Source organism: Streptococcus sp. 3109 (genome assembly GCF_013276905.1).
In the GTDB taxonomy this organism is placed as follows: Bacteria; Bacillota; Bacilli; order Lactobacillales; family Streptococcaceae; genus Streptococcus.
Genome location: NZ_VMLY01000001.1, coordinates 45,544 through 71,405, shown reverse-complemented (window position 1 = coordinate 71,405; position 25,862 = coordinate 45,544). Strand labels below are relative to the sequence as shown.

The following is a 25,862-nucleotide window of genomic DNA, read 5'->3' as shown; positions in this document are numbered from 1 at the left end:
AGCCATGAGATAGAACTCAGAGCGCTGGAAAGTAATACAGTTTGACAAGAACGCAAAAAAGCACCTGACGAAGTCAGGCGCATACTAAAACAATTTAAACCATTATATCACAAAAATGCTTGCCCGCATAGTTGAGAGGATGTAGAAAATGGAAGGTATAACGTTACAATTACGATTAGACGGCGAAAGTGCTGAATTGTTCACAAATCAATTATTGGCTTTTGCTGAAAAGCAGGTCAAGGAGCAGTTAGAGAATGATCGTATGCCAATCAATCAACAGGCTTTGATGAAGAAGTTTGGCTTTACTCATGCCTATATTAAGAAATTAGAACGTAAAGGGTTAAGATTTCGTAAGCAAGGGAAAGATATTATGTACGATGTCAATGATGTTTATGAAATTTTGGAATTAGAGAAAGAAGTACGAAAATTAAGAGCGTAAGGAGATAGAAAAATGTTTGAACCACCGATTTTAGACCAGTTGATGGGTGTTGGAGCCTTGCTGCTTGGATTTGCAGGGGCTTATCGTCATATCAAACTGCAAGAAAAACGAGAGGAAGAAGAGAGACGATAAGAGCAAGAATTTGCGTCTATGATTATCCAAGTGCGTAATCATGCATACGAACGTGGTAGAGAGGACAAATGGCAAGAAATTCGCAAGAATATTCGTCGTCCGTTCAAGGGCTTCACCTACGACAATGAACCGCCTGTAGGCTTGCGTCCAGAGCCGTTAGGCTTACCAGAACCTAAGACTTTTGTCATGAGGAGGGCAGGAAATGGAAGAATTGATTGAATGGCTATTCTGGCATGAGAGAGTGAATAAAGAAATGATGTCGTCTGATGAAGAAAAATCTGATTTCGAAATATATTTAGAGGACGAGAACAGGAAAATTTCACTTATCAAAGAATACCTAACCGACTATGGAAAACTAGCAAAGGACTATCGTGATGTGGTCTCTGAGAATAAACTGCTAAAGGTTGAGAAGATGGCGCTAGAAGGCAGGTACATCTATGAGGATATGCGGATGAAGTACCGCGCTAACCGTAGGAAATGGGGTGTGAAATTATGGCGTTAAAAAACAAGCGGTATTTCTGGATCCAGCTTGCTCAGGACTTCTTTAAGTCAAAGGAGATGAAACTACTTCGCAAGATTGCTGGCGGAGATACACATACCATCATTTATCTCAAAATGATGTTAATTAGCTTGGAAGACGGAGGGCATATTTACTACGATGGATTGGCTGACAATCTAGCTGAAGAAATCGCTCTTGTCATTGACGAAAATGTCGAAGATATTAAAATTACATTGATTTTTTTAGAAAGCAAAGGATTGTTGACTAGAAAAAATGACAGGGACTATTTCTTAGAGCAAGTTCCTGAGATGGTTGGGAGTGAAACAGCAACTGCCAGAAGGGTTCGCAAGTTTCGAGAGAACAAACAGGTGTTACATTGTAACACCGATGAAACAAAGTGTAACGGAGATATAGATATAGATAAAGAGATAGATATAGAGATAGAGAAAGATATAGATAAAAATAAAAATAAAAATAAAAATAAAAATCCAGTCGAGCTCATCGTGGAAGAATATCAATCTCGTATTGCTCCGTTAGATGGAACTCAATTTGAAATCTTGAAAGAGTTCATCACTTTGGATGGAATGGAAGCGAAAGTTGTTCTGAAAGCAATTGGTTTTGCTGCTGACAATGGTAAACGGAATTTTAGTTATATTAAAGCAATTTTGACGAATTGGAAAAAAGACGGAGTCTTGACGATTGCAGCAGTCGATGAACGTGAGCGAGCCTACAAAGAAAGTAAAATCAAGGGTCAGTCAGGGAATCAAAAATCAAATGTTCCTGAATGGTCTCAACCTAACTATGTGAATACCACGAGCGAGGAGGACAAGGAAGAGCTTGAAAAACGGAAACGTGAATTACTTGAAAGGCTTGAAAATAGAGGTGGCTGATGTTTATTTTAAGACATGGGACAAGAGAGGATAAGCCCTTTCTGATGTCCGCAGTTATCGGAGTGACTGGTTTGGACATTTCATATTCTGAGGAGAAGAAAGCCATGCGGTTTGTTTCTCGTGGGGCAGCCGTACAGGTTGGTAAGGCATTGAGGGGTTGCTTTGGGAACTTTTACCCTGTTGAGGTGGAGTGATGAAAGATATCAGAATACTAGATGCGTGTTGTGGCTCTCGAATGTTTTGGTTTAATAAAAAGGAACCACACACAACATACATGGATAGACGTGAAGAGGAATTTGAGATTCACAAAAAGAAAATCAACGTTAAGCCAGACATTGTTGCAGATTTTCGAGATATGCCATTTGATGATGAAACATTTAACCTTGTTGTATTTGATCCGCCACACCTTTTATGGGCTGGCCAGAAATCATTCATGCGTGCGCAATATGGACAACTAGACTTGTTGACTTGGAGATTAGATTTACAACAAGGTTTTGAAGAATGTTTTAGGGTTTTGAAAACAGGAGGAACACTTATTTTCAAGTGGTCTGATGCTCAAGTAAATGTTAAGGAAATTTTGGAATTAGTCCCACAACAACCACTTTTTGGGCAACAGCGTGGGACAACTCACTGGATGGCTTTTATGAAATTTTAGGAGGTATTGATGTTAAATCTTTACTTCGTCTATAACGGGCACTGCAAGTTTTTCCTTGGGAGGTTTGACAATGTCGATGATCTCATTGAGCAAATGGAAGATCATCAGTGGGCTTTCTCGGCTATCACTCATCCAAGGTTTCAGAAGCACATTGGTCAGCGGACGACACGGTTTGACTATGGTGCGAAGGATTGTTACTATTTAGCGACTTTTTCAGGAGGAGAAGAAAATGATTGAACTTATTAAAGAATTTGGAATGGCGATTCTGTGGTTATTTCTCGGCTACTTAATAGGGGAACGTGCAGCAAGAAAGGAAAAGAAAGATGATCAATAACGTTACATTGGTAGGGCGCTTAACGAAAGACCCTGAATTAAAATATACGCCGTCGAATGTGGCGGTTGCTACCTTTACTCTGGCGGTCAATCGGAACTTCAAGGGAGCAAACGGCGAGCGAGAGGCGGACTTCATCAACTGTATGATGTGGCGCAAGCAGGCGGAACTGTTCGCAGAATGGTGCAAGAAAGGCAATCTGGTCGGTGTGACAGGGCGCATCCAGACAAGGAATTATGAGAATCAGGAGGGGCGCAGGGTCTATCTGACTGAGGTGGTCGCAGATGGTTTTGAGCGACTTGAAAAGCGTGATGATACTGCTAACCGTTCGAACATTGAGGAACAAATGCCAGGATACGCCCTTGAAGAAGATGATTTTCCGTTTTAGTGGGAGGTGTTTGGTTGAAGTATGACAAACAGGCTGAGATTGAAGGACTGAAACGCACAATCGAGCAAAACGAAGAGAAGATAATCGAGTATTCGAAACCGTGCGATGCACGCAAGAGACGGATTAGAGCGCTGGAGCGCGATTTGTTGAAGAAAAAGAATAAAGAATTAAGACAGAAAGTAGAGGAGTTGGAAGATGATGGAAGAGTTAAAGCAAAAAGTTAATGAAGTATACAACTGGACGGTAGAAGACGGGAAACCCAAACCTCCCAAGCAAGATTTACCACAAGCGGTAAAAGACCGGGCGGATTATTTCTGGGAAATGACAGAAGATGGCATGACGTTTATGGGAGTGATGGAATGTATCTTCGCTGATGAAAGACCTAAAGAATACGATTTGGGAGCTACCAAGGATTGGTTGCCAAAATCTAAGGAGTTTGATGATTGGATTAGCTATTCGCCAAGCATGGCTCAGGTAGTTATTGCAGTTTATTTGATTTATGGAGGAAGCTAAGATGAAACTTAAGGAATTGATTGATTATTGTAACGTCTTAAAAGAAAGTAAAAGTAGGTTTATCAATTGTATTGATGTAGACAGAATCATCGATACAATCAAACAACTAGACGAACCAGAAAAAGTCAAAGTTCCGCAGTGTGTTCATAAATATATTCAAGAAGCAAAAGAATATAATTGGGACTTACAAGATTTAATGAAGTCTATAGATGATGAAGATAGTGAGGACCTTCAAAGATGGTTTTATCACGAATGCAATCAAGAAACACTTGCTCGTGCATGGCTTGACGGCTACGATGTCGAGGAAGAGAAGCGGTATCGGGTAAAGATGAAAGGTATCGTAAACGCACTGAGCTTTTTGAGCTATCACAAAAATGCTGATATATGGACGGTCACAGATAAAAATAATTCAGACGGACACAGAGCACATCACACCTGTAAAGAACTAGAAGAAGCTGGATTCGGATGGGTTTTCAATTGTGAAGGTGTTGAGATTGAGGAGGTTGAGTGATGGAAGAAATGAAAAGAGAGTTTGCAGGTAAATTGTACAGAAAAGCTTGTGAAATTGCAGAGTTTTATGAAGAGCAAATGGATAGTGAAGACGATGACGAAGTATTTGATATTGAAGAGTGTTTGGTAGAGTTATGTCAGCTAGTTTTTGACGAAATGATTTTTTGTCAAGCGGCAGTATCGAGAACATACTTCGCAACATTGCCAACAGACAATCTTTATATTATGAGTGAAGCAAGAAAAGAATTGCCTTTTAAACCACAGCAGGAGGTCACAGATTGAAAAGATTTATCGCAATATGGATATTATTATCTGCTGGACTAAACATCTGGCAGATGGACAGGATTCGAGATTTAGAAGAAAAGAAGCCGATGGTTATCTATAAGGCTGATAACGCAGGCGCTGAGATATTTGGCAAGGTCCTTGAGAAAGGACGGCACGGGAAGCTATACACGCTTACTATACGTGACTACGGGGTGTTCGTGGTTACGAAGGACGTGTATGAGAAAGTGAAAGTTGGGGATGAGGTGATGTTATGATACCAAAATTTAGAGCGTGGGATAGACTGCGAAAAGAAATGAATTACAAAGTCATGGTAGGCAATTGTGACACAGATGATGAAAACTGGACTTGTCCTGTCATTTGGATTGAAGATAGAAAAAAGTGGTTACATTTTGATGATTATGACTCTATCATGCAATCAACAGGACTCAAGGATAAGAACGGCAAAGAGGTCTTTGTCGGAGATATTATCAAATGCACAAGAGGATGTCCACATGAAGTGTATTTAGAAAAAGAATATGGTGGTACATTCATAGGTGGAATGCCAGCTGTATACCTAAAAGACTTGGGAGAAGGATATGCGTGGACTGAGCATGAAGAAGTCATCGGCAACATCTACGAAAACCCTGAATTTTTGGAGGAATAAAAAAGCCCAATCCATAAGGACTAGGCTTCGAAGATGAAATTGTAGAGTTGGACAACCTTCTGAAAACTGGTTGTATCCATGGTTGTGATTTTTTGAGCCCTGCGCTCTCTAAAGTCAAAAGTATAGAGTTGGAGTGGATTGACAGAGCCATCTACCTTATTGGAACGCACAGGAACGAGCAGACCTTGTTCTTCTAGTCTGTTTTGACCGTGTGTAATAGGGCATACAGCCACAAATCCAGTCCGCTCCGAATATTCTCTACGAGAGACGACAATAGCAGGACGGCGTTTCTGAATCTCACGCCCAACAGACGGGTCAAAGTCAATCCAGATGATGTCCTGTTTTTCTGGAATGTAATCATATTTCGCTGTCAAGGAATTTTACCCCCTCGAAGTCATCTTCCATGCGTAGGTCTGCATCGCCGCTAAATGGGTCTGGAATTTTTGGAGCTAGGACAATGACATTATCTACACCCTTGTAGACAAACATTTCCTGACCTTCTGGAACGTTGAGTGTTTTGGGAATGGTCACAGTGACAGAGTTCCCAACCTTACGAGTTTTAACAGTATTCATTTGTTTCTCCTTTATTTAGTATACATACAGTATACACCTAAAAAGGGAGCAAGGCAAGAAAAAAGCCAGCACAGCTGACTTCTCGTGTTATAGTTTCGCATAACTATTATATCATGAGGAGGAGTTCGTGTGCAAATAGAGTTATTGGATATCATCGATGAAAAGAAGACAAGAAAGGAAGCTATCAAAGTCCTTAAAAAATACAGTCGTCTGAGACGGATAGCTGGAGAAGAATACGCTCCAAAAATAACAATATCCTACTCGCTTGAACCAAAATCATCAAGTGGTCAGACAAGTAAGCAGGTAGAAAGCATGGTCTTGCGTAGAGTATCAGCTCAGCAGGACCTAGAACTAATCGCTAAAGCAATCAACAATCTTTCTGATATGGAATACACACGTATCCTAATCGAACGATATTGCAGGAAGAAAAGGAGGGAAGACTACAGTATTTATTCAGAACTAGGCTACTCATCCAGTGAGTATTATCGGATATTAAACAAAGCTCTTTTAGAGTTCGCGGAGTCCTATCAAGCAAGCAACCTTCTGGTTTACAAGTGATTTCTGGGAAAATCTTGGGAAAAATCTGGGAAAATCTTGGGAGAATTGGAACGGAAAAAGGTGCTAAAATAGTATTATCCAATGATTGGCAACGAACAGTCATGAGGACTCCTAAAAATATAGAGGTTTCGACCTCTTAGACAGTAAGGACAGGTTAGCAGGTTGTTTGGGTCTCCTTGAAACTTTTACCAAGCGTGCGTTTTACTGCTAGACCAGCTGGTTCAATTCCAGCTACTGTCATATTCAATGCCACGACTAGTGGCTTTTTATGTAGAAAGGAGAGGTACATGAAGAAAGTAGAACCAATTCGTGATTTAGACGATATCGAACGAATGAAAAATTATTTAAAATCAAAAAGTGAACGAAACTATATTCTCTTTTTATTTGGGATATACTCAGGTTTACGAGTAAGCGATATTGTTCCTCTCCAAGTAAAACATGTTACCCAAGACAGAATAGAAATAAAAGAGAAAAAGACAGGGAAAGTAAGAAGGTTCGCAGTTAACCCAGAGTTAAGAAAAGCCTTGAATCGCTACATAAAAGAAAATAATCTTGAAAGTTACGACTACCTCTTTCCGAGCCGGAAGAAAGTTAGGGGCGATGGACTTAGAATCAAGCATATAGGAAGAGTAGCTGTGTATCAATTTCTAAATGATGCAGCAAATCATTCTGGACTTGAACATATTGGTACTCACTCAATGAGAAAAACATTTGGGTACCATCACTACAAACAGAATGGTAATATAGCTATCTTAATGCAGATACTTAATCACTCTGCACCAGATATAACATTGGACTATATAGGCTATAATCAAGATGAAATAGATGAAAGTATGCTTACTTTTACGTATTAAAAGCATGTCTATTTATCATATTGAGAAACGGTAAATTCAATAAATCAGAAATGTAGTTGAAGCATTGCCTAGACTGAGTTAAAGCAGGTTCTCTCGAAAGTCACAAAATATAAGATATGTTAAATACAAGAGGGGGTGGGTGCACTAAAAACACCCCTGTTTTGAAAGATACCGAGGGGGTATATTTGAGAACACCAACCCCCCTACCCTAAAAGAAAGGACCCCCTCCTTAGATGAATACCAACCCCCTCCGTGCAGACCGTAGCGGACCACATAGAGTAGCCTTTGAGAAGAACAAGAAGATTATCTTAAAGACAAGAAACACTTGTGGGATATGTGGCCAGCCTGTAGACAAAGACCTGAGATATCCTCATCCATTAAGTCCAGTCATTGACCACATCGTTCCAGTAAATAAGAATGGACATCCATCTGATATTGCTAACTTGCAGTTAGCACATTGGCAATGCAATAGACAGAAGTCTGACAAGCTATATGCTGATGAGAAGACAAATGGAACAAAGGTTATCGGTAATAGGAACTTGCCACAAAGTACAGATTGGTTTAAATATAAGAGTTAATATTAAAACCATCAGTAATCATTTACAAAAATAAATAGACCTTGTTTAAAAAAATAATTAGATAGAAAATGAAAAAAGGACGAGTGTTCCTGCCAAGGTGGGGGGGGGATGACCCCCTCCCCCTCGGTGCTTCAGGGCTTCACACCGTCACTGTACATTTTTTCTCGCGGGAAATGAAAGGTAGTTGTATAAAATGACATTGAAAGGTATGGGCTATCTCAGGAAGAAGCTAGCCAATTACAAAATGGGTGTAGATACTAGATACAATCAGTATGCTATGCAGCATAATGAGATAGATGTTGGTATTACGATACCACCTCAAATCAGGCAACAATATCGAGCGGTCTTAGGTTGGGCTGCTAAGGGTGTTGACAGTCTTGCAGAACGTTTGGTCTTTCGTGAGTTTGCTAATGATGATTTTGGGGCTAATGAAATCTTTGCACAGAACAATCCTGATGTATTCTTTGATAGCGCGATCCTTTCAGCTTTGATTGGGTCGTGTTGTTTTGTCTACATCTCGCAAGGGGACGATGATGACGCTTCTAGGTTGCAGGTTATCGAGGCGAGTAATGCAACTGGTGTTTTGGATCCTATCACTGGCTTGCTGACTGAGGGATATGCAGTTTTGAAACGGGATGATAATGGTTATGCCGTGCTTGAGGCTTACTTTACTAGTGATGTGACTTGGTTCTATCCGAAAGATGGTAAGCCGTTTGCAATAGGAAATCCAACTGGGGTTCCTTTGCTGGTGCCAGTCATTCATAGACCTGATGCGGTTCGTCCGTTTGGTCGGTCACGAATTACTCGGGCAGGGATGTACTATCAGAGATATGCTAAACGAACGCTTGAGCGGTCAGATGTGACTGCTGAGTTCTATTCATTCCCTCAGAAGTATGTGTTGGGATTGAGTCAAGATGCTGAGGCGATTGATACTTGGAAAGCGACTGTGTCCAGCTTGCTGACCTTTACGAAAGATGATGAAGGGGACAAACCGAACGTGGGTCAATTCACAACATCCAGCATGTCTCCCTTTACTGAGCAGTTACGGACTGCGGCTGCTGGCTTTGCTGGGGAGATGGGCTTGACCTTGGATGACCTCGGCTTTGTGTCTGACAATCCGTCATCTGTTGAAGCTATCAAGGCTAGTCATGAGAACTTGCGGTTAGCTGGTCGTAAGGCCCAACGATCTCTGGGTTCTGGTCTACTGAATGTGGCCTATGTGGCTACTTGTTTACGTGATGAGTTTCCATATCTGAGGAAACAATTCAATAAAACGGTCGTGAAGTGGGAGCCTTTGTTTGAGGCAGACGCTAACATGTTGACCTTAATTGGTGATGGTGTTATCAAACTGAATCAAGCGGTGCCTGGCTATATGGATGCTGAAACCATCCGTGATTTGACTGGAATTAAGGGGTCAGACAAGCCTGCTCCAGTAGTGAAGGAGGTTGCAGATGGTGGAGGATATCGTTCCGAGCCTGCTCAAGAAAATCAAGTCTGAGTTTGAAGGTGCTAGGCTGGACAGCGAGGTCTTGAAAGACTTGCTGTCTAAACTACACCATAGCAAGGCAAGTTATTTGGACGCTAATCAATATGCTATTGAAATTGGGGAGATACTTTCTAAGACTCTGGGAGCCTCTCTGACGAATGAAACGCTACCAGACGGTAAAATGTATTACAATATCGCTCAACGTGTGCTGACGGACGTTCTGGGGCGGAATTACGAGCTTGTGAGTGATTATACTGAACAAGTTCAGAAGAATTTGAACTCTGAGGCTAAAATTGGGTTAGCTGCTCAGGTTCCTGAACTGAATCAAGACAGAATTGATGGTCTGGTCAATCGTTTAGCAAGTGAGGAAAATTTCGATGATGTAAAATGGTTGCTTGATGATCCGATTGTAAATTTTAGTCAGAGCATTGTGGATGATAGCATTCGAAAAAATGCGGAGTTCCATCACAAAGTGGGGTTGAGTCCGAAAATCGTTCGAAGAGTTGTCGGTCATCCGTGCAAATGGTGCAAGAGTTTAGAGGGTTCATACAATTATCCAGAAGTTCCCAAGGATATATATAGACGGCATGGCAATTGTCGGTGTACTGTTGACTATCATCCTGGTAATGGGAAGAAACAGAATGTTTATACTAAACGTTGGGCAGAATCTCAAAAAAGTGCTAAAATAGAAGTATTAAAAGGTGTAGGCTTACCTGTTCAATCTGGTGCAAGAAATTATTTTCGTGATGAATCGAATGATGATATTTTGCCAAAAGATTTTATTAAAGCAGAAAAGCACGCTTATCTTACGTATGACAAAATAAAAAATAGTAATCAAGAATTAGAGAAGCGAAAAATTTACTCGAACATTGGAAAGTTTAAGGAAATGAAAGACTTTACCAAGGAAGATGTTGATATTGCTTTTAATCATGTTTTTAATGATATCCATCTTTTAAAAGACGGGGAAAGCTTATTTCATCCAGAAGTCAATATGGCAGAGTCGTGGGAGCGTCTGATTACTGGTAAGGATATCCAATCACATGATTTGATATTATTGAAACACGAGCGATTAGAGCATGATTATATGTATGTCAGAGGGAATATGGATTATGATACTGCTCATGCTAAAACAGATGAAACATATAATTATGGTAATGCTTTGACTCGATATTTGGAAAGGAAGAATAATGTTAAAATTTAATTTGATTGAAGTTGTGAACGGTTTTTACCATTACGAGGTCTTTCCTGAGGGTGATGTGAGTAGAAGGGAGATTTTTGAATTTAACCCTTCTACCCGTGAGATAAAGCGAAATGATCCCCCGAAATATGGTTTTGATTATGTGTCAAAATGCATCATAAATCTAAAAAATGAAGACGGCAGTTTGAAAGAATCAGGGCAAGTTGCTTGGTATTAAGCACCTAGAGAAATCTAAGTGCTTTTCTTATGCTTAGAAAGGAGTAACAATGGGAAACACGATTGATTTTTCAGAGAAAAAGTCTAGTCTGGAGCGCGGTGCTTCCGTGAAAGAAATTTTGGAGGAAAATCTTGAGGCTAGTCATGACTACACTTCGGTGTTGGTAGTTTCTTTGGATAAAGATGGTGAGATAAATCTTGGCTATAGCTGGGATAGTAGTTTGCAGGCATTGGGAATGCTAGATGTTGCTAAAAACTATATTTTAAACGTAATCAATTAAATCATCCCAGCGATAGGGTTATCATGCGGTACGATTGAAAGGAGCAGTGGATGGCTAGAAAGAAACTTGGCAATCAGAATCCTACTCAATCGGTAATTTTAAAGTACGTCAAGAAAAATTCTAAGGCGAAAGAAGCGGTAGAAATCTACGAGCGGACAGGTCTTTCTTGCTACGCTTGGCAAGTCAATTTGTTGACCTCTATCATGGCGGTTGACAAGAATGGTTTGTGGGTGCATCAAAAATTTGGCTACTCTATTCCTCGTCGTAATGGGAAGTCTGAACTCTTGTACCTTTTTGAACTTTGGGGCCTGCATAATGGACTAAACATCCTACACACGGCTCATAGAATATCCACCTCTCATTCCTCTTTTGAAAAGGTTAAACGTTACCTTGAAAAAATGGGATATGTGGACGGTGAGCACTTTAGCTCTATACGAGCCAAAGGACAAGAGCGGATTGAACTGTTTGACGGCGGTGGGATTGTACAATTTCGTACCAGAACATCCAATGGTGGTTTGGGGGAAGGTTTTGACCTTCTTGTAATCGATGAGGCTCAGGAATATACGACTGAGCAGGAATCGGCCTTGAAATATACGGTAACGGATAGTAGCAATCCAATCACAATCATGTGTGGGACACCACCTACACCTGTTTCAAATGGGACGGTATTCACAAATTACCGTAAGACTTGCCTGTTTGGGAAAGGAAAATACTCAGGTTGGGCAGAATGGTCGGTTTCTGAGGAAAAAGAAATCGATGATGTCGATGCCTGGTATAACTCCAATCCCTCAATGGGCTACCATTTGAATGAGCGGAAGATAGAAGCCGAGCTTGGTGATGATAAGTTAGACCATAATGTTCAGCGTTTGGGTTATTGGCCTGAATACAACCAGAAATCTGCTATTTCGGAAACGGAATGGAATGAGTTGTGTGTTGACTCTATGCCTGATTTATCAGGTAAGTTGTTTGTCGGAGTCAAATATGGTCAAGATGGCGCAAACGTGGCATTAAGTATTGCTGTTCGTACGGTAGATGAGCGGATTTTTGTTGAGACGATTGACTGTCAGTCAGTCCGTAATGGGAATGACTGGATTTTGGATTTTGTGAAGCGTGCCGATGTGGCTACTATCGTAGTCGATGGGGCAAGCGGTCAGAAAATCCTTGATGAAGAGTTGAAAAAGGAACGCATGAAGAGCGTGATATTGCCTACGGTCAAGGAAATCATCGTGGCTAACTCTATGTGGGAACAAGGGATTTATCAAAAGACCTTGTGCCATGCTGGTCAACCGTCTTTGAAGAAAATCACAACCAACTGTGAGAAGCGGAACATCGGTTCAAACGGTGGGTTTGGCTATCGCTCGCATTTTGCGGATATGGATATTTCTTTGATGGATAGCGCCTTGCTTGCGCATTGGGCTTGTGTGACAACTAAGCCTAAGAAAAAGCAAAAAATCAGTTATTAAGAGGAGCGGTTGAAAGACTGCTTTTTTTGATGCCTAAAAAATTACCGAACTGCCGGGAAAGCAGGAGAAAGGAGACATGAAGATGTCTGAATTTAAAACGATTGAAACACAGGAAGAGCTAGATAACATCGTGAAGGAACGTATCAGACGTGAGCGTGAAAAATTCGCTGATTATGATGATCTCAAGAAACGTGTTTCAGAACTAGAGTCTGAAAACAGTGCTTTGAAGTCTACTGTTGAAGATGACAAGCAAACCAGAGCGGGATTAGACGCTCAAATTACTGAATTGCAGGGGCAAGTGAGCAATTATGCAACTGCTAGCTTGCGAACTCGTATCGCTTTACAAAATGGCTTGCCTTATGACTTGGCTGACCGTCTTCAAGGTGCTGACGAAGAGGCATTAAGGGCTGACGCTGAGCGTCTAGCTGGCTTTATGCGTCCAGCAACACCTCAAGCACCGCTAAGAGATACTGAGCCCCCTATCGGTGATGACAAAACTGTGCAAATGAAGCAGATGCTTCGTGAATTACAACCAAAAGGAGAATAGAAATTATGGCAGATAATGCAATGAAAGCTGGAACACTTTTTAAACCAGAACTAGTAACAGAATTGATTAGCAAGGTGCAGGGGAAATCTGTACTGGCTAAATTGTCAGCGCAAACCCCAATTCCATTCAATGGTGTGGAGCAATTTATCTTTAACCTTGAAGGTAATGCGCAAATCGTTGGTGAGGGTGAGCAAAAACTTGGAAATAAAGCGAAATTGACTTCAAAAGTTATCAAACCGCTTAAATTTGTTTATCAAGCCCGTATTACAGATGAGTTCAAGTATGCCTCTGAAGAAAAACAAATGAATTTCTTGTCAGCTTACATGGATGGTTTTGCTAAGAAGATTGCGGAAGCTTTTGACCTTGCTGCTCTTCATGGTTTGGAACCAAAAACAATGACAGATGCCTCTTTCCGTGCAACCAACTCATTTGACGGATTGATTACTGGTAGCACTGCAACGTACGATGAAACAAAAATTGATGAAAACATCGAAGACGTCGTACAGCAAGTTATTGCTCGTGGTTGCGAGGTAACAGGTATTGCCTTGTCACCAACAGCAGGTCATGCATTAGGTAAATTAAAAGACGCTGATAAACGCCCTGTTTATCCTGAGTTCCGCTTTGGTCAAAATCCTGATTCATTCTACGGCATGAAATCAGACATCAACAAGAACCTTACTGTCATTGGTGGAAGTGCTGAAACAGACCACGTCATTGTAGGGGATTTCCAAAACCGTTTCAAGTGGGGTTATGCTGAAAATATCCCAATGGAAATCATTGAATACGGTGATCCAGATGGCGCAGGTCGGGACCTTAAAGCCTACAATGAAATCTGTTTGCGTGCGGAAGCCTTTATCGGTTGGGGTATCCTTGATGAAGATGCCTTCGCTCGTGTGAAAGCGTAAGTTTTATGGCTTTATACCGTGATACGAAAACGGGCGTGATTATCTCCGCTGAGAGTGTTCTTGGCGGAGATTGGGTGCCTGTGGAAGATACGGCACCAAGCGGAGCGGATTTGACCGTAGCGGAATTAAAGTCTAGTTTGGATGAATTAGGCATTGATTACGATAAGGGTTCAAAAAAATCCGATTTGGTAGCCTTGTACGAGGAAAACAAGGGTTAAGCTATGGGAAATTTTGCAAAGATTGAAGACTTGGAATTGTTGTGGCGCTCGTTGAAATTTGATGAGCGTGCAAGGGCTGAGGCTTTGTTGGAAGTTGTATCTAATTCTTTGCGAGTGGAAGCTGAAAAAGTCGGTAAAGACCTTGACGATATGGTGGCTGAGAGCGTGTCATTCGCTAGTGTTGCCAAGTCTGTCACGGTTGATATCGTGGCACGAACCCTCATGACCTCAACAGACCATGAACCGATGACTCAGGTTGCTGAAAGTGCCTTGGGTTATTCGTTTAGTGGCTCTTACCTTGTGCCTGGGGGTGGTCTCTTTATCAAAGATACCGAACTTAAAAGGCTTGGTTTGAAGAAAAAACAACGATATGGAGCGATTGAGATTTATGACATACCTAAAAGGAATCCCTGTCATTTTAATAGACAAGGTGGAAATTGGTAATGACGATTTCGGTCATCCAATCCATCGTGATGTTGAGATTGAGGTTCAAAATGTATTGGTTGCCCCAACTTCATCAGAGGACGTCATCAATCAAATGAACTTGACTGGGAAGAAGGCGGAATATACACTTGGTATTCCTAAAGGGGATACTAACAAGTGGGAAAACCGTGAGGTCAAGTTTTTTGGTCGTAAATGGCGGACGATTGGCATCCCTCAAGAGGGGATTGAATCAATGATTCCATTATCGTGGAATAGAAAGGTCATGGTTGAAGTTTATGAGTGATATGAAATTTCAATTGAACTCGGCTGGCGTGTCTGCCTTGCTACGTTCTTCCGAAATGCAGGGCATTTTGAGGGAGAAAGGGCAAGGGATTGCTGAAAGAGCTGGCGAGGGGTTTGAATTGACCGTATCGCTAGGTCAGAAGCGTGCCAATGCGAAGATTAGTACAACTGACATCAAGAGCATGGCTAGAAATAAAAAACACAATATTTTACTGAAGGCTATGAGATGATCGAATTAGTTATAAAGAAATTTTTGGACGGACAGTTAGAGGTTCCGTCTTTTTTTGAACATAAACCGAATATGCCTGAGAGTTATGTCATTTTAGAAAAGACAGGAAGTGGTGGAAGCGACTACGTTCATTCCGCCACATTTGCTTTTCAAAGTTATGCACCATCACTCGAAAAGGCTGCTGAGCTGAATGAGAAAGTCAAGAAAGTAGTTGAGGATCTCATCACGGTCAACGAAGTCAGCGGTGTGCATCACAATAGTGACTACAACTTTACAGACACAGAAACGAAGCAATATCGCTATCAAGCGGTATATGACATTAATTATTTTTAAAAAGGAGGTGTAGTTTTGGCGCCAGAATTAGAAGTACCAGAAGTAAGAACACCAAATGCAGAATCAACAGGAGGAAAGAATATGACGACTGCATCAGCATCAAATGTAACGGCTGCTAAGCCTAAAATTGGAGGAGCAGTATCTACTGCACCAGCTGGAACAAACCTACCACTAAATGCCAAAACAGTATTGGATGCTGCATTTAAAACGCTAGGATACATTTCAGAAGATGGATTGACCAATGAGAACTCACCAGAGTCAGAAGAAGTCAAGGCGTGGGGCGGACAAACAGTCTTGTCTTCACAAACTGAAAAGAAAGATACTTTCAAATACAAATTGATTGAAGGTCTGAACATTGAAGTCTTGAAAGAAGTCTATGGACCAGATAACGTTTCAGGAACCCTTGAAACAGGTATCACTGTAAAAGCCAATGGTAAAGAATTGCCAGAACATAGCTTGGTTATTGATACATTGTTGAAAAACGGCTATGTGAAACGCGTTGTCATCCCTCGTGGTAAGGTTAGCGAAATTGGCGAAATTAGCTATAAAGACGGCGAACCTATCGGCTATGAATTGACGATTACTGCATTGCCAGACACAGACGAAAATACTCACTACGAATACATTCAAGGAGCGTAAAGTAAATGGAAGAAATCTTAAAAGGAACAACAGAGTCAGGGTTTGAGTACAAAATCCCTAAAAAACGATTGAGAAACTTTTATCTCATGCGCGAAGCGTCCAAAATGGAGAAGGGGGATTTTGAAGCTGCTGAAAAATTGCTGAATCTTCTTTTTGGTAAAGAACAAGCGAAAGCATTCTTGTCTCATTTAGATGATGGAGACGACTTCATTGATACTGAAGTACTGTTCGCAGATATCAAGAGTATTTTTGAGTCCAACAAAGACCTAAAAAAATCTTAGTCCTTGCTCAGATGATTGCCTTAGACGAGGATGCTCTTGTCTGTGATTTAGCGGAAACTTACCAGATATACGACTATAAACAGCTACCTTTAAATGAGGTGGCTGTTTTTGCGTATGGGTTGCGTGATGATTCGCGGATAAAGCAGATGATGTCTGACCAAATCGTCCCTCTGGAAACGACGTTACTTGCAAGTATTGTAGACAGACTGTCTGTTTCTTTGTGGTTGCAGACAAAGGATGGGCAGAAGGGTGTTAATCGCCCAACGTCAATTGCTGAAATGCTAACAAAAAATAACAAAGAAGAGAGTGACGAAAGGGATTATCTCGTCTTTGAATCTGGTGAGGACTTTGAAAACTATCGCAAGGCTTTGCTTGCAAAAACAGGAGGTGAGGATTAGTGGCGACCGAATTAGGAAAAGCCTATGTACAAATCATTCCATCTGCTAAAGGTATTAGTGGAATGATTCAAAAAGAATTGGGTGGTGAAGTTGCCTCAGCTGGCGTTAGCGCAGGCGAATCCCTCGGATCTAAAATGATGGGCGCTGTTTCAGGAATTATTGCTGCTGCTGGAATTGGTAAAGCAATCGGAGCATCGATAAACGAAGGGGCAGCACTTCAACAATCGCTTGGTGGTGTCGAAACCTTATTTAAAGATTCGGCTGATAAGGTCAAAGGCTTTGCGAATGAGGCCTACAAGACAACAGGTCTGTCAGCCAATGCCTATATGGAAAATGTAACAGGCTTCTCAGCCAGTCTGTTGCAATCTCTTGGCGGAGATACAGATAAAGCAGCAGAAACGGCAAACATGGCCATGATTGATATGTCGGATAATGCGAACAAGATGGGGACATCTATGGAAAGCATTCAGCTAGCTTATCAAGGTTTTGCCAAGCAAAACTATACCATGCTTGATAACTTGAAATTGGGTTATGGTGGTACAAAACAAGAAATGCAACGGCTTTTAGCTGACGCAGAAAAATTGACAGGTGTTAAGTATGACATAAATAACTTGTCAGATGTTTATAGCGCCATTCACGCCATCCAAGAGAATTTGGACATCACTGGTACAACAGCGAGAGAGGCAGCAACTACATTTACAGGTTCATTTGAGTCTATGAAAGCAGCTGCTCAGAATGTACTTGGTAAAATTGCGATTGGCGAAAATGTAACGCCAGCTTTGCAATCGCTATTAGAAACTACTAAAACTTTCCTTTTTGGTAACTTCTTACCAATGATAGGCAATATCTTCTCTGGGTTAGGAGTAGTCTTAACTGAAGGGATCAGTTCACTAGCTTCTCAGCTTTTTGGGGACGCTTTTGGCAGTGCAGTCTATGACCAAATCGGACGTGTGACAGGGATTTTCCAGACCTTTTTTGACATGATCTTTGGGTCTATGGATAAAGAGGGGAACTTCGAGATATTAGATGCACTTGGATTTAGCGAGGATGCAGCGAACCAAATTATCAATATTGCTGACAATATCCGTGTAACCTTTGAGAATATCGGTTCTGCTATCGGTAATGTTGGTAGTATCGTAGCTGACTTTGTAGGCGATCTCTTAGGAATTCAGGGTGGTGAGCAGGGAGTTAATCTTCTTGGAACTGCTTTTGAAATTTTGAGTTCAGCATTGAGAACTGGTTCATCTATCCTAAAAGAAATTACTAGCTTTTTCAAAGAAAATAAATTGGCGGCTGACCTACTCAAGACAGCTGTAGTTGCACTTGGTATTGGTTTACCAGTAGTGAAATTCGCAAACTTTTTACAAGGTTTGGGTGGAATTAGTGGAGTGCTTGGAATTGCAAAGACGGCAATAACAACGTTTGCTACAAGTATAACGGCAGCAATATCATCCATACCTTTGATTGGTTGGATTGCAGCTGCAGTTGCCGCCTTGGCTTGGTTCTTCACTCAAACCGAAACAGGTAGACAAATTTGGTCATCTTTTGTAGCTTGGATCAAACAGGCTTGGCAGGGGATTGCTGATTTCTTTGTAAACCTTTGGTCTGGAATCTCTGAAGGTGCTAGTACATTGTGGGATGGAGTTGTTACAGCCTGGAATGCCGTTGTAACATTCTTTTCTGACTTGTGGGTAAGTATTCAAGAAGCTGCATCTGTGGCATGGACAGCTATCACAACAGCAGTGATGGCTATTGTTCAACCGTTCATTGATGGATTCATGAATATTTGGAACAATATTTCAGATGGTCTTACCCAAATTTGGGAAGGGGTTAAGATGATTTTCCAAGGTGCTTGGGAATTCATCAAATCGATTTTCTTAGGTGCTATTTTAATCATCATTGACCTTGTGACAGGGAATTTTGACCAACTAAGTGCAGATCTTTCTCTAATCTGGGAAGGGATTAAAAATAGTATCTCTATGATTTGGGAAGGGATTAAAACATACTTCTCTGGAGTCGTGGATGTTATCGTAGGTTATGCTACTGCTATTTTTGAAAACTTTTCTACCACTCTTAGTACAATTTGGAAAGGGTTGTCCGCTGCAGGTAAGGCTATCTTTGATGGTTTTGCTCAGATATTATCTAACATCTGGAACACTATCAAATCTGTCGCAAGCAGTGCTTGGGAAGGGTTGAAATCAACTGTCTTAGGGCTGATTGATGGACTTGTCCAAGGAGCTAAAAATGCTTGGGAAAGCATGAAACAAGGTGTTCGTGATCTTGTTGATAAGGTTACAAGCATATTCGATGGAATCAAAAACATTGACCTTTGGGAGGCAGGTAAAGCTATCCTTGATGGCTTTTTAAATGGTTTGAAATCTGCTTGGAGTGCGGTTACTGACTTCGTTGGTGGTATTGCTAGCTGGATTCGTGACCACAAAGGTCCGATTGAGTATGACCGCAAGCTCTTGATTCCTGCTGGTAATGCGATTATGCAAGGTTTGGATAGAGGGTTGCAAGACCGTTTCAAAGATGTTAAGAAATCGGTCGTTGGAATGGCTGGCGAAATCTCAAACGCATTTTCAAATGATGATTTTGGTTTGAGTGGAACACCGACTATTGCCAGGAATCTTGAAGCAAGCTTGGCTATGCCAAGTGCTCAAATCGAGGCAAAAGATAGTCAAACCGTGTCTGAGATAGCGATTCTGAGAGCAAGTATGGAGAAGATCCTTACTGCTATCCTTGAAAAGCCATCAGATACTTACCTGGACGCTGATAAAATTTCAATGAGCGTCTACCAACGCCAAGGTGCGATTTATGCTAGGGAGGGAATTTAATGGAATACATGATTATCAATGGTTTCAATACTTCAACCATTCCTAACTGCGTGGTGACAGATTTTGGCGAGGTGGAGGCTGCTAAACCTAAAGTTTCAGAAACAGCTACCCTATTTGGGGTTAACGGGAATTACCGTGTCTTGGACGGTGCTTATGAGAGTTATGAACGAACATTTGCATTTTACCTTCCAAGGACGGTAGACCCGTCTAAAATTGTTGAGAGATTCCAACCAAATGATAATACGCTAGAGTTTAGCTACCAACTAGGCTCTATTTTTTATGCTGATTTCGTCAGTGCAAAATACAAGCCCCAAGGTATGCACGGCTGGAAATTAGAAATCAAGCTGAGTATGCAACCATTCCGTTATCAGAAAAATGTTGCTCCTCTTATCTTTACCGCAAGCGGTAATGTCAACAATCCAGGCTCTGTCTATAGTGAGCCTGTGATTGAGATTGAAGGGGACGGTGATATTTCTTTGACTATCGGACGGACAACCATGCACTTGACCATTAGACGAAAAGTGACTATTGATTGTAGACATAAGAAACAGAATATCTACAACGCAGATGGTGCGGTTCAAAATACGCTACGTAAGCGTGGAGGCTTCTTTGAGTTAGCAGTCGGGAATAACGGTCTGGTCTTTACTGGTTCGGTTCGTAAGGTCACGGTTCGGCCGAATTGGAGGTATATCTTATGATTTATCTTACTGAAGGCAATACGCCTTTAAACGAGGCCTACAATGACGAAATTGTCCAGGAGCGGAACAATACCTATCAACTGACCTTTCGTTTTCCTACATCGGATCCCAAGTGGGAATTGCTGAAAGAGGAAACTTTTCTGACTGCAGACGATCTGCATGGTGAGCAGGATTTTTATATTTTTGAGGTTGAAAAACAACAAGGATATATCCAAGTCTACGCTAATCAGGTTATCAGTCTGTTGAATAATTATATCGTCAGCTCTATCGAGGTTGACCGTGTCAGTGGGACGAGGGTATTGAGCGCATTGGCTGGTAGTATTACCAGAGCCAATCCTTTTTCTTTCTTCTCAGATATTGACGATAGGCATACGCTCAACATCAAGGACAAGAATGCGATGGAGGTCTTGGCGAAAGACAAGCACTCTATCCTTGGTCAGTGGGGCGGAGATATGGTGCGAAATGGCTACAACTTACGTTTGTTGAAGAATGGCGGTTCAGAAAATGAATCGCTTTTTATGTACAAGAAAAACCTGTCTAGCTACCAGCATAAGACCTCTACCAAATCGCTGAAAACTCGGATAACCTTTAAAACGACTGTTAAAGGCGAGGGAGAAAAGGCGCCTGACGTTGATTATATGGTGGTGATTGATAGCCCCTTACTCGGGAAATATAGCCAAATCTATGAAGCAGTTGTTGAGGTCAATGACCAGAATGTCAAAGACCAAGCTAGCTTGATTGAATATGGTAAACAGTATTTTCGGACAAGTATGTGCGATATGTTGGAAGATAGTCTTGAAATTTCGGTTGTCGGTCAGAGCGATGTTGCGGTGCAGATGTTCGATGTGGTCAGTATCTACCATGAGTGGTATGGTCTTGATGTTCGTAAGAAAATCACCAAATATACCTATTCGCCAATGGCAAAACGCTTGAAGACAATTGGATTCGGAACCTTCCAGTCGAGTCTTGCGAATGCGATCGGTGGGATTGTAAATGATGCCGTTTTGAATGAAAGCCGAAATCTGCATCAGATTTTTGAGGAACGTTTGAAAAAGGAAATTGCCAACGCTGATCGTGCTTTTGATGCTGAATTTGCCAAGCGTGAGAAAGCTATCACGGATGCCATCGAGCAGTACAAGGCTAAGGCCGAAGAAATGGGCGCTAAAATCCATGAGGAAATGGAAAAAGAGCGTCCTGAGTTCGTGAAGCGGATTCGTGAGGAACTGATGAGTGGTGCGGACTCAATCGCTGAACTGAGCAAGAAGCTGGAGCAGGTTAGTGAAACAGCAAGAGTCAACGCAAGCCTGATAGGTGGTGACGGAAATACCCGGTACAACAAGAATCGCTTAAATGGTGGCACGGCCAAGAAAATCAGCTATGGAACGGATTTCGTGGAAGTAGGACACAACGGAGAGGGTTTTGAACTTGGTAAGCAGTACGTCATAAGCTGGTCAGCAACCTGCACACCTTACGGTAAGACGGATGTGACTGTGGTAGTCAATAAGACACTGTTCTATGGTGGCCACGTTCATTTAGCGCCTGCTAATACGGTCATGCCAGCGATTGATAAAGACCTGACCCAGAAAGAAGAGCAGGTCTTAGCAGTTTACTACGGTACTTATCGTATGACCTTCTCAGGAGAATGGTATCAGAACGTAGAGCAGTCTGTGACGATTGACAATCAGACAAGACGGATTGAACTAGCGCCAGTCTACAAGACGGTTGCGGACGGACAAAATGCTAGATATGAGGGAAGTTGGAGCGAGAGTCCAACTTTTATTTTTGACGGAGGAAGAACATGACAGAAACAATCCCAGTGAGGGTACAACATAAACGCATGTCAGCGAGTGACTGGGCAAGTAGCACTCTGGTCTTACTTGATGGAGAGTTAGGTATCGAGAGCGATACAGGAAAGGTCAAGGTCGGAAATGGCCGTGACCGATTTTCAGCTCTTCAATATCTAACAGGACCAAAAGGTGACCGTGGAGAACGTGGGGAAACAGGATCACGAGGAGCGGACGGAGTTATGCGATTCGAGAACTTGACGAGTCAACAGAGAGAAAGTTTGCGTGGTCCGCAGGGTGTCCAAGGTGAACGAGGGCAACAAGGACTGCAGGGCATTCAAGGGCCTAGAGGATTGACTGGTGCAAAGGGTCCAGCAGGACCGGCAGGAGCTAGAGGTGCGGATGGAGCGCCAGGGCAAAACATCATCAATCAGAACGGCGGGCAACCAATGAAATATTGGTCTGGTACAAGGTCTCAATATGACGCGATTGCCAACAAGGATAGTAACACTATCTACGATATTTTTAGTCAATAGGAGGTAGTATGGCTAGAGAAGGAATTTACGTGGGTGGCAAGGAAATCACTCAGCGTTATGTAGGTGATAAGTTGGTTTGGGAGAAAAGGAAAACAATAGTGCCTTACTTGGGATTTATGGGGACTGTTTCACACAATTACTATTCAAGTGAAATGAATATTTTTAATTACAGTGATGCGTTTAGGGATATTTCGTTTCCAAAAGTTGCTTATATAGGTCGGAGCGAAAGACTTATAGCAATCACCTTGAGAGCAGGATATGGAAATTCTCACGTTATTGCTAAACTAAAAAGCCCAGGTGATTTTAATGAAGCTCAAAGGTTATTTGATACACGAAACGCAGATATCTACATGACGTTTTACGAGGAAAGGTAGTAACACATGGACATAACCATTCAAAACGTCCGTTCGCCTGCTCTTGAGCACAACGGGCGGTATTATAAGGTCTTTCAGCCACGGACACGAGATGAACTGCTGAAACTGCACCATATGGGTTGTGTGGGTGACACGGTGCTGACGGATATTCAGCTGGAGCAGGGGGATTTCCCGACTAGCTTCGTGGAGCCTACTGTAACGCAACGTACCCTGTCAGGTCTTTTCAAGGATATGCGTTCTATTGAACTGGAACTGAGAGATCCAAACAGTACTCTATGGGGCAAAATCCAGCAGAATAACCAAGGGGCGCTGACTCAGTTCTTTGACAAGAATGTCAAGAGTGCTATTGCTCAAACTGCCAGAGAAATCAGGCAGGAAGTGCGAGATGCTGCTAATAGTGCGAGGGTACAAGTGACGCCTGAAGGTGTGACCATCGGCTCAACTACCTTGACGGGCGAGCAGTTAGCTTCTACCATTTCCGCAAGCCCTAGAGGTGTGGATATCATCGCTCCGCACGTTCGAGTACAGTCAGATATGTTGGTAGATGGTGCTGTAACAGCTAGGAAGATGGCCGCTGGTTCTGTCACTGCTGACCATATCCAAGCAGGTGCCATCACAGGCGATAAAATCAGCGTAGACGATGCCCTGATTCGGAACCTGACCGCTAGAGATGCCTTGATTGACAAGTTGACATCTAAGGAAATCTTCACAACCAAGATTGAGTCTGTCGTATCTAGTTCAACCTTCCTACAAGCCTATCAGGGTGAAATTGGAGGGTTTACCATCGGGAGTTTCCCAAACGGGAGTGGCAAGTGGATATCTGGCACAAATACGTTTGCGGTAGGAATGGGAAATGGTGGAAGTTTCGGTGATACCCGAACAGCCTTCTGGGCGAATTGGGGGAGTAATTGGAATCACGCAGGACCTAATGCCTGGTACGTGACAACCGCAGGAAAAATGAATTGTAAGAATGATGCGGATTTTCACGCTAAGGTCGACTTTTCAAACACATCAAATGCTAGGTTTTATGGACGGACAGAATTTCAAAAATCGCCTATTTTTGTCAATGGGATTCATATGTACGAACAAGAAATTTTGGGAAATGGTTGGAGTCCGAGGGAGGGACATCAAAATAAGGTCGTGTGGTGGAACCAGGTAGGCGAGGGAACGGTAAAGCACTGGATAGACAAATCTTCAGATAGACGCTTGAAAGAAAACATCACAGAAACAGCTGTGAAAGCCTTGGATATAATCAACAGACTGAACTTAGTCGCTTTTGATTTCATAGAAAGCAAGAAACACGAAGAAATCGGTTTGATTGCACAAGAGGCTGAGATTATCGTTCCAGAAGTTATCTCACGAGACCCTGAGAATCCAGATGGCTATCTGCACATCGACTATACTGCTTTCGTCCCCTACTTGCTGAAAGCAGTCCAAGAACTAGACCAAAAAATCAAAGAAATGGAGAAACTACATGGATAATAACACAATCGACAAGCTAGTCGCTGAGTCACTCGTTAACCGCTTGGCAGAAGGCGAATTGGGTCGTGCTCATTTAGAGGCACGTTATACGCTGACTTTGGCTGAATTACAGGCCTTTAAGGCGGTGCTGGAATATGACCCAGCCCTTAAAGAACTATTTGAAGAAACGCAAGTAAAAATGAAAGGAGCTAACAAATGAGCTATGAACTTGCAATTAAGCCCTACTTGAAAGGTGGGGAAAATGTAACAGTTGTCGCCATCAAGATGGAAAACAAGGGGCGCTATTCTTATGAGCAGTGCGAATTACTAGATGACCATACACAGGATAGTGAGGACGCCCTTATCCAAGCGGTTTTGGAATTGGTTCGCACCGAACTTGACCCAACAAGCGCTATTGTCAAAAACCAAGAACAGTTGGCTAAAACGACGGAAGCGCTGGAGAAAGCCAACCAACTCATGGATGGCATGCAGAAGGTCAATCTCCAGAATGCTCAGGATATTGAAGATATCTTAGCGCGATTGGAAGAGCTGGAAGCTCAAGGAGAGCCTGACCAGGGGGAGAAAGAGGGGGCAGAAGAGGAAGCCCCTCAGGTTACGGACACAGAAAACCAAGCTGATGACCCAGCCTCAGCGCAGCCAACTACTGAACAACCAGTAGCAGAAGCGCCTACACAACCAACCCCAGCGGTAGAAGATAACAAAGAAAGCGAGAAAGAAGATGACATTTCTGAAACGACAAACCAAGAGAGCCCTAGTGAAGACAATGGAGGTAGCAGCAATGAGTAAGATTACACTAGACCAAGCAAAAATCGATATGTACATCAACCTACTGGAACGTGGAGCAGTTGACTTTTCATGGGTACATAAACGCTGGAAAGACCGTGTGCGCAAGGAATTGAAGCGACGTGGTTTGAGCCATCTGGCAGACTAGCGAGGTGCTTATGGACGTCTTACAATCAATAGAGCATTTCTTCATGAACGTGCTATCAGCAGCTTCACCGATTATTATAGCTTGGCTCAGCTACAAATTGCCGAAGAAATCAAAGGAACAGACAGACCAAATCATTTCAGAGTTGAGCGAAGTCAAGAAACAGATCAAAGATGTCCAGACTACCGCTAAAGATAGCAATTCCAAAATCGATGAAGTACAGGAAAAGCTAAAAGTGCACGACGAGGCGCATCTAAATACTATGAAGTTGCGCCTTGACCGTGATATGCGACGGGCTATTCGTAGAGGGTTCACTTCAAAAGACGAATTTTCCCTAGTGGAAAGTCTGCACAAAAGCTACAAGGCTTTAGGAGGTAATGGCTACATAGACCGCTTATTCAACGATTTTGGAAAATTGGAGATTAAGGAAGACATCTTAGTAGATGATTAGATAG

Annotated in this window: 42 protein-coding genes and 3 pseudogenes; 43 read left to right on the top strand and 2 right to left on the bottom strand. The window is 42.1% G+C overall.

Features of this window, described 5'->3' with window-relative positions; genetic code table 11:
* Window positions 1-148: 148 nt before the first annotated feature.
* The 14 genes and pseudogenes from HT698_RS00465 to HT698_RS00400 all read left to right on the top strand — a co-directional run bounded on the left by HT698_RS00465 (window position 149) and on the right by HT698_RS00400 (window position 5,285).
* Window positions 149-439, top strand: coding sequence for a hypothetical protein (locus HT698_RS00465; protein ID WP_023937079.1), 291 nt, complete (start codon window positions 149-151; stop codon window positions 437-439).
* Between the two features lie 12 nt (window positions 440-451).
* Window positions 452-790 (top strand): annotated as a pseudogene (locus HT698_RS00460) (hypothetical protein).
* A 34-nt stretch (window positions 791-824) separates the two neighbouring features.
* Window positions 825-1,073, top strand: coding sequence for a hypothetical protein (locus HT698_RS00455; RefSeq protein ID WP_240147142.1), 249 nt, complete (start codon window positions 825-827; stop codon window positions 1,071-1,073).
* Window positions 1,064-1,960 (top strand): phage replisome organizer N-terminal domain-containing protein, encoded by an 897-nt coding sequence (locus HT698_RS00450; protein WP_173218415.1) that lies wholly within the window; start codon window positions 1,064-1,066, stop codon window positions 1,958-1,960. The genes HT698_RS00455 and HT698_RS00450 overlap by 10 nt, the downstream gene beginning before the upstream one ends.
* A complete protein-coding gene (locus HT698_RS00445) occupies window positions 1,960-2,154 on the top strand; it encodes a hypothetical protein (RefSeq protein WP_173218417.1) in 195 nt (64 codons plus the stop codon). Before HT698_RS00450 ends, HT698_RS00445 begins: the two co-directional genes overlap by 1 nt.
* Window positions 2,154-2,615, top strand: a complete 462-nt coding sequence (locus tag HT698_RS00440; RefSeq protein ID WP_173218419.1) for a class I SAM-dependent methyltransferase — start codon at window positions 2,154-2,156, stop codon at window positions 2,613-2,615. Before HT698_RS00445 ends, HT698_RS00440 begins: the two co-directional genes overlap by 1 nt.
* A gap of 9 nt (window positions 2,616-2,624) precedes the next feature.
* Window positions 2,625-2,852, top strand: coding sequence for a hypothetical protein (locus tag HT698_RS00435; RefSeq protein WP_173218421.1), 228 nt, complete (start codon window positions 2,625-2,627; stop codon window positions 2,850-2,852).
* Between the two features lie 86 nt (window positions 2,853-2,938).
* Complete coding sequence (ssb, locus tag HT698_RS00430; RefSeq protein WP_000609557.1) at window positions 2,939-3,334, top strand: single-stranded DNA-binding protein; 396 nt, start codon at window positions 2,939-2,941, stop codon at window positions 3,332-3,334.
* A gap of 14 nt (window positions 3,335-3,348) precedes the next feature.
* A complete protein-coding gene (locus HT698_RS00425) occupies window positions 3,349-3,558 on the top strand; it encodes a hypothetical protein (RefSeq protein WP_173218423.1) in 210 nt (69 codons plus the stop codon).
* On the top strand, window positions 3,530-3,847 hold the full coding sequence (locus HT698_RS00420; protein ID WP_173218425.1) for a hypothetical protein: 318 nt from the start codon (window positions 3,530-3,532) through the stop codon (window positions 3,845-3,847). Before HT698_RS00425 ends, HT698_RS00420 begins: the two co-directional genes overlap by 29 nt.
* A 1-nt stretch (window position 3,848) precedes the next feature.
* Window positions 3,849-4,358 (top strand): DUF1642 domain-containing protein, encoded by a 510-nt coding sequence (locus HT698_RS00415; RefSeq protein WP_173218427.1) that lies wholly within the window; start codon window positions 3,849-3,851, stop codon window positions 4,356-4,358.
* Window positions 4,358-4,639 (top strand): hypothetical protein, encoded by a 282-nt coding sequence (locus tag HT698_RS00410; RefSeq protein WP_173218428.1) that lies wholly within the window; start codon window positions 4,358-4,360, stop codon window positions 4,637-4,639. Before HT698_RS00415 ends, HT698_RS00410 begins: the two co-directional genes overlap by 1 nt.
* Complete coding sequence (locus tag HT698_RS00405; RefSeq protein WP_173218430.1) at window positions 4,636-4,896, top strand: DUF1372 family protein; 261 nt, start codon at window positions 4,636-4,638, stop codon at window positions 4,894-4,896. The genes HT698_RS00410 and HT698_RS00405 overlap by 4 nt, the downstream gene beginning before the upstream one ends.
* Window positions 4,893-5,285, top strand: a complete 393-nt coding sequence (locus tag HT698_RS00400) for a YopX family protein (RefSeq protein ID WP_172922637.1) — start codon at window positions 4,893-4,895, stop codon at window positions 5,283-5,285. Before HT698_RS00405 ends, HT698_RS00400 begins: the two co-directional genes overlap by 4 nt.
* Window positions 5,286-5,305: 20 nt before the next feature.
* Here HT698_RS00400 and HT698_RS00395 read toward each other — a convergent pair whose 3' ends face one another.
* Together HT698_RS00395 and HT698_RS00390 are read right to left on the bottom strand one after the other, a co-directional pair.
* Entirely contained in the window at window positions 5,306-5,659 is a 354-nt protein-coding gene (locus HT698_RS00395; protein WP_138706349.1) for a type II toxin-antitoxin system PemK/MazF family toxin, read from the bottom strand.
* The gene (locus HT698_RS00390; RefSeq protein WP_001098945.1) at window positions 5,643-5,858 is read right to left on the bottom strand and encodes an AbrB family transcriptional regulator; all 216 of its coding nucleotides are present in this window, start codon (window positions 5,856-5,858) and stop codon (window positions 5,643-5,645) included. Before HT698_RS00390 ends, HT698_RS00395 begins: the two co-directional genes overlap by 17 nt.
* Window positions 5,859-5,987: 129 nt before the next feature.
* On the opposite strand from HT698_RS00390, the gene HT698_RS00385 reads away from it, so the two are divergent.
* The 29 genes and pseudogenes from HT698_RS00385 to HT698_RS00250 all read left to right on the top strand — a co-directional run bounded on the left by HT698_RS00385 (window position 5,988) and on the right by HT698_RS00250 (window position 25,858).
* Window positions 5,988-6,416: an ArpU family phage packaging/lysis transcriptional regulator gene (locus tag HT698_RS00385; protein ID WP_023940104.1), complete on the top strand. Its 429-nt coding sequence runs from the start codon at window positions 5,988-5,990 to the stop codon at window positions 6,414-6,416.
* A gap of 287 nt (window positions 6,417-6,703) precedes the next feature.
* Entirely contained in the window at window positions 6,704-7,270 is a 567-nt protein-coding gene (locus tag HT698_RS00380) for a site-specific integrase (protein WP_138700361.1), read from the top strand.
* A gap of 233 nt (window positions 7,271-7,503) precedes the next feature.
* Window positions 7,504-7,848 carry an HNH endonuclease signature motif containing protein gene (locus tag HT698_RS00375; RefSeq protein WP_050228905.1) on the top strand — a complete coding sequence of 115 codons (345 nt, stop codon included), beginning with the start codon at window positions 7,504-7,506 and terminating at the stop codon, window positions 7,846-7,848.
* A 193-nt stretch (window positions 7,849-8,041) separates the two neighbouring features.
* A complete protein-coding gene (locus HT698_RS00370) occupies window positions 8,042-9,346 on the top strand; it encodes a hypothetical protein (RefSeq protein WP_173218432.1) in 1,305 nt (434 codons plus the stop codon).
* Window positions 9,300-10,535 carry a hypothetical protein gene (locus HT698_RS10220; protein ID WP_240147141.1) on the top strand — a complete coding sequence of 412 codons (1,236 nt, stop codon included), beginning with the start codon at window positions 9,300-9,302 and terminating at the stop codon, window positions 10,533-10,535. Before HT698_RS00370 ends, HT698_RS10220 begins: the two co-directional genes overlap by 47 nt.
* The gene (locus tag HT698_RS00360) at window positions 10,522-10,749 is read left to right on the top strand and encodes a hypothetical protein (protein ID WP_112445646.1); all 228 of its coding nucleotides are present in this window, start codon (window positions 10,522-10,524) and stop codon (window positions 10,747-10,749) included. The genes HT698_RS10220 and HT698_RS00360 overlap by 14 nt, the downstream gene beginning before the upstream one ends.
* A gap of 49 nt (window positions 10,750-10,798) precedes the next feature.
* Window positions 10,799-11,029 carry a hypothetical protein gene (locus HT698_RS00355; RefSeq protein ID WP_050216382.1) on the top strand — a complete coding sequence of 77 codons (231 nt, stop codon included), beginning with the start codon at window positions 10,799-10,801 and terminating at the stop codon, window positions 11,027-11,029.
* A gap of 50 nt (window positions 11,030-11,079) precedes the next feature.
* Entirely contained in the window at window positions 11,080-12,492 is a 1,413-nt protein-coding gene (locus HT698_RS00350) for a terminase large subunit (RefSeq protein WP_050216383.1), read from the top strand.
* 82 nt (window positions 12,493-12,574) lie between these two features.
* Window positions 12,575-13,039, top strand: coding sequence for a DUF4355 domain-containing protein (locus HT698_RS00345; RefSeq protein WP_173218434.1), 465 nt, complete (start codon window positions 12,575-12,577; stop codon window positions 13,037-13,039).
* A gap of 5 nt (window positions 13,040-13,044) precedes the next feature.
* Window positions 13,045-13,944, top strand: a complete 900-nt coding sequence (locus tag HT698_RS00340; protein ID WP_173218436.1) for a phage major capsid protein — start codon at window positions 13,045-13,047, stop codon at window positions 13,942-13,944.
* Between the two features lie 5 nt (window positions 13,945-13,949).
* Entirely contained in the window at window positions 13,950-14,162 is a 213-nt protein-coding gene (locus tag HT698_RS00335) for a HeH/LEM domain-containing protein (protein WP_050216386.1), read from the top strand.
* A 3-nt stretch (window positions 14,163-14,165) separates the two neighbouring features.
* Window positions 14,166-14,606, top strand: coding sequence for a phage Gp19/Gp15/Gp42 family protein (locus tag HT698_RS00330; protein WP_050216387.1), 441 nt, complete (start codon window positions 14,166-14,168; stop codon window positions 14,604-14,606).
* The gene (locus HT698_RS00325; RefSeq protein ID WP_050216388.1) at window positions 14,551-14,889 is read left to right on the top strand and encodes a hypothetical protein; all 339 of its coding nucleotides are present in this window, start codon (window positions 14,551-14,553) and stop codon (window positions 14,887-14,889) included. Before HT698_RS00330 ends, HT698_RS00325 begins: the two co-directional genes overlap by 56 nt.
* Window positions 14,882-15,118, top strand: a complete 237-nt coding sequence (locus tag HT698_RS00320) for a hypothetical protein (protein WP_112445663.1) — start codon at window positions 14,882-14,884, stop codon at window positions 15,116-15,118. The genes HT698_RS00325 and HT698_RS00320 overlap by 8 nt, the downstream gene beginning before the upstream one ends.
* Window positions 15,115-15,450, top strand: coding sequence for a hypothetical protein (locus HT698_RS00315; protein ID WP_173218438.1), 336 nt, complete (start codon window positions 15,115-15,117; stop codon window positions 15,448-15,450). The genes HT698_RS00320 and HT698_RS00315 overlap by 4 nt, the downstream gene beginning before the upstream one ends.
* An 81-nt stretch (window positions 15,451-15,531) precedes the next feature.
* On the top strand, window positions 15,532-16,089 hold the full coding sequence (locus HT698_RS00310) for a phage tail protein (RefSeq protein ID WP_173218517.1): 558 nt from the start codon (window positions 15,532-15,534) through the stop codon (window positions 16,087-16,089).
* 5 nt (window positions 16,090-16,094) lie between these two features.
* Entirely contained in the window at window positions 16,095-16,370 is a 276-nt protein-coding gene (locus tag HT698_RS00305) for a hypothetical protein (RefSeq protein WP_112445655.1), read from the top strand.
* 11 nt (window positions 16,371-16,381) lie between these two features.
* Window positions 16,382-16,768, top strand: a complete 387-nt coding sequence (locus HT698_RS00300) for a DUF5361 domain-containing protein (RefSeq protein ID WP_112445657.1) — start codon at window positions 16,382-16,384, stop codon at window positions 16,766-16,768.
* Window positions 16,768-19,605 (top strand): PblA, encoded by a 2,838-nt coding sequence (locus HT698_RS00295; RefSeq protein WP_173218440.1) that lies wholly within the window; start codon window positions 16,768-16,770, stop codon window positions 19,603-19,605. Before HT698_RS00300 ends, HT698_RS00295 begins: the two co-directional genes overlap by 1 nt.
* On the top strand, window positions 19,605-20,303 hold the full coding sequence (locus HT698_RS00290) for a phage tail protein (protein WP_173218442.1): 699 nt from the start codon (window positions 19,605-19,607) through the stop codon (window positions 20,301-20,303). The genes HT698_RS00295 and HT698_RS00290 overlap by 1 nt, the downstream gene beginning before the upstream one ends.
* Window positions 20,300-22,105 (top strand): phage tail spike protein, encoded by a 1,806-nt coding sequence (locus tag HT698_RS00285; protein WP_240147140.1) that lies wholly within the window; start codon window positions 20,300-20,302, stop codon window positions 22,103-22,105. Before HT698_RS00290 ends, HT698_RS00285 begins: the two co-directional genes overlap by 4 nt.
* Window positions 22,102-22,623 carry a hypothetical protein gene (locus HT698_RS10440; protein ID WP_173218444.1) on the top strand — a complete coding sequence of 174 codons (522 nt, stop codon included), beginning with the start codon at window positions 22,102-22,104 and terminating at the stop codon, window positions 22,621-22,623. The genes HT698_RS00285 and HT698_RS10440 overlap by 4 nt, the downstream gene beginning before the upstream one ends.
* 8 nt (window positions 22,624-22,631) lie before the next feature.
* Window positions 22,632-22,997 (top strand): hypothetical protein, encoded by a 366-nt coding sequence (locus tag HT698_RS00275; RefSeq protein ID WP_173218446.1) that lies wholly within the window; start codon window positions 22,632-22,634, stop codon window positions 22,995-22,997.
* 6 nt (window positions 22,998-23,003) lie between these two features.
* Window positions 23,004-23,381 (top strand): annotated as a pseudogene (locus tag HT698_RS10210) (gp58-like family protein); the annotation flags it as partial.
* 189 nt (window positions 23,382-23,570) lie between these two features.
* Window positions 23,571-24,479 (top strand): annotated as a pseudogene (locus HT698_RS10205) (tail fiber domain-containing protein); the annotation flags it as partial.
* On the top strand, window positions 24,472-24,678 hold the full coding sequence (locus HT698_RS00265; RefSeq protein ID WP_173218450.1) for a hypothetical protein: 207 nt from the start codon (window positions 24,472-24,474) through the stop codon (window positions 24,676-24,678). The pseudogene HT698_RS10205 and the gene HT698_RS00265, both read left to right, overlap by 8 nt.
* Window positions 24,675-25,265, top strand: coding sequence for a hypothetical protein (locus HT698_RS00260; protein ID WP_173218451.1), 591 nt, complete (start codon window positions 24,675-24,677; stop codon window positions 25,263-25,265). The genes HT698_RS00265 and HT698_RS00260 overlap by 4 nt, the downstream gene beginning before the upstream one ends.
* Window positions 25,258-25,410, top strand: coding sequence for a hypothetical protein (locus HT698_RS00255; RefSeq protein WP_173214043.1), 153 nt, complete (start codon window positions 25,258-25,260; stop codon window positions 25,408-25,410). The genes HT698_RS00260 and HT698_RS00255 overlap by 8 nt, the downstream gene beginning before the upstream one ends.
* Before the next feature lie 10 nt (window positions 25,411-25,420).
* Window positions 25,421-25,858 (top strand): hypothetical protein, encoded by a 438-nt coding sequence (locus HT698_RS00250; RefSeq protein ID WP_173218453.1) that lies wholly within the window; start codon window positions 25,421-25,423, stop codon window positions 25,856-25,858.
* Window positions 25,859-25,862: the final 4 nt, after the last annotated feature.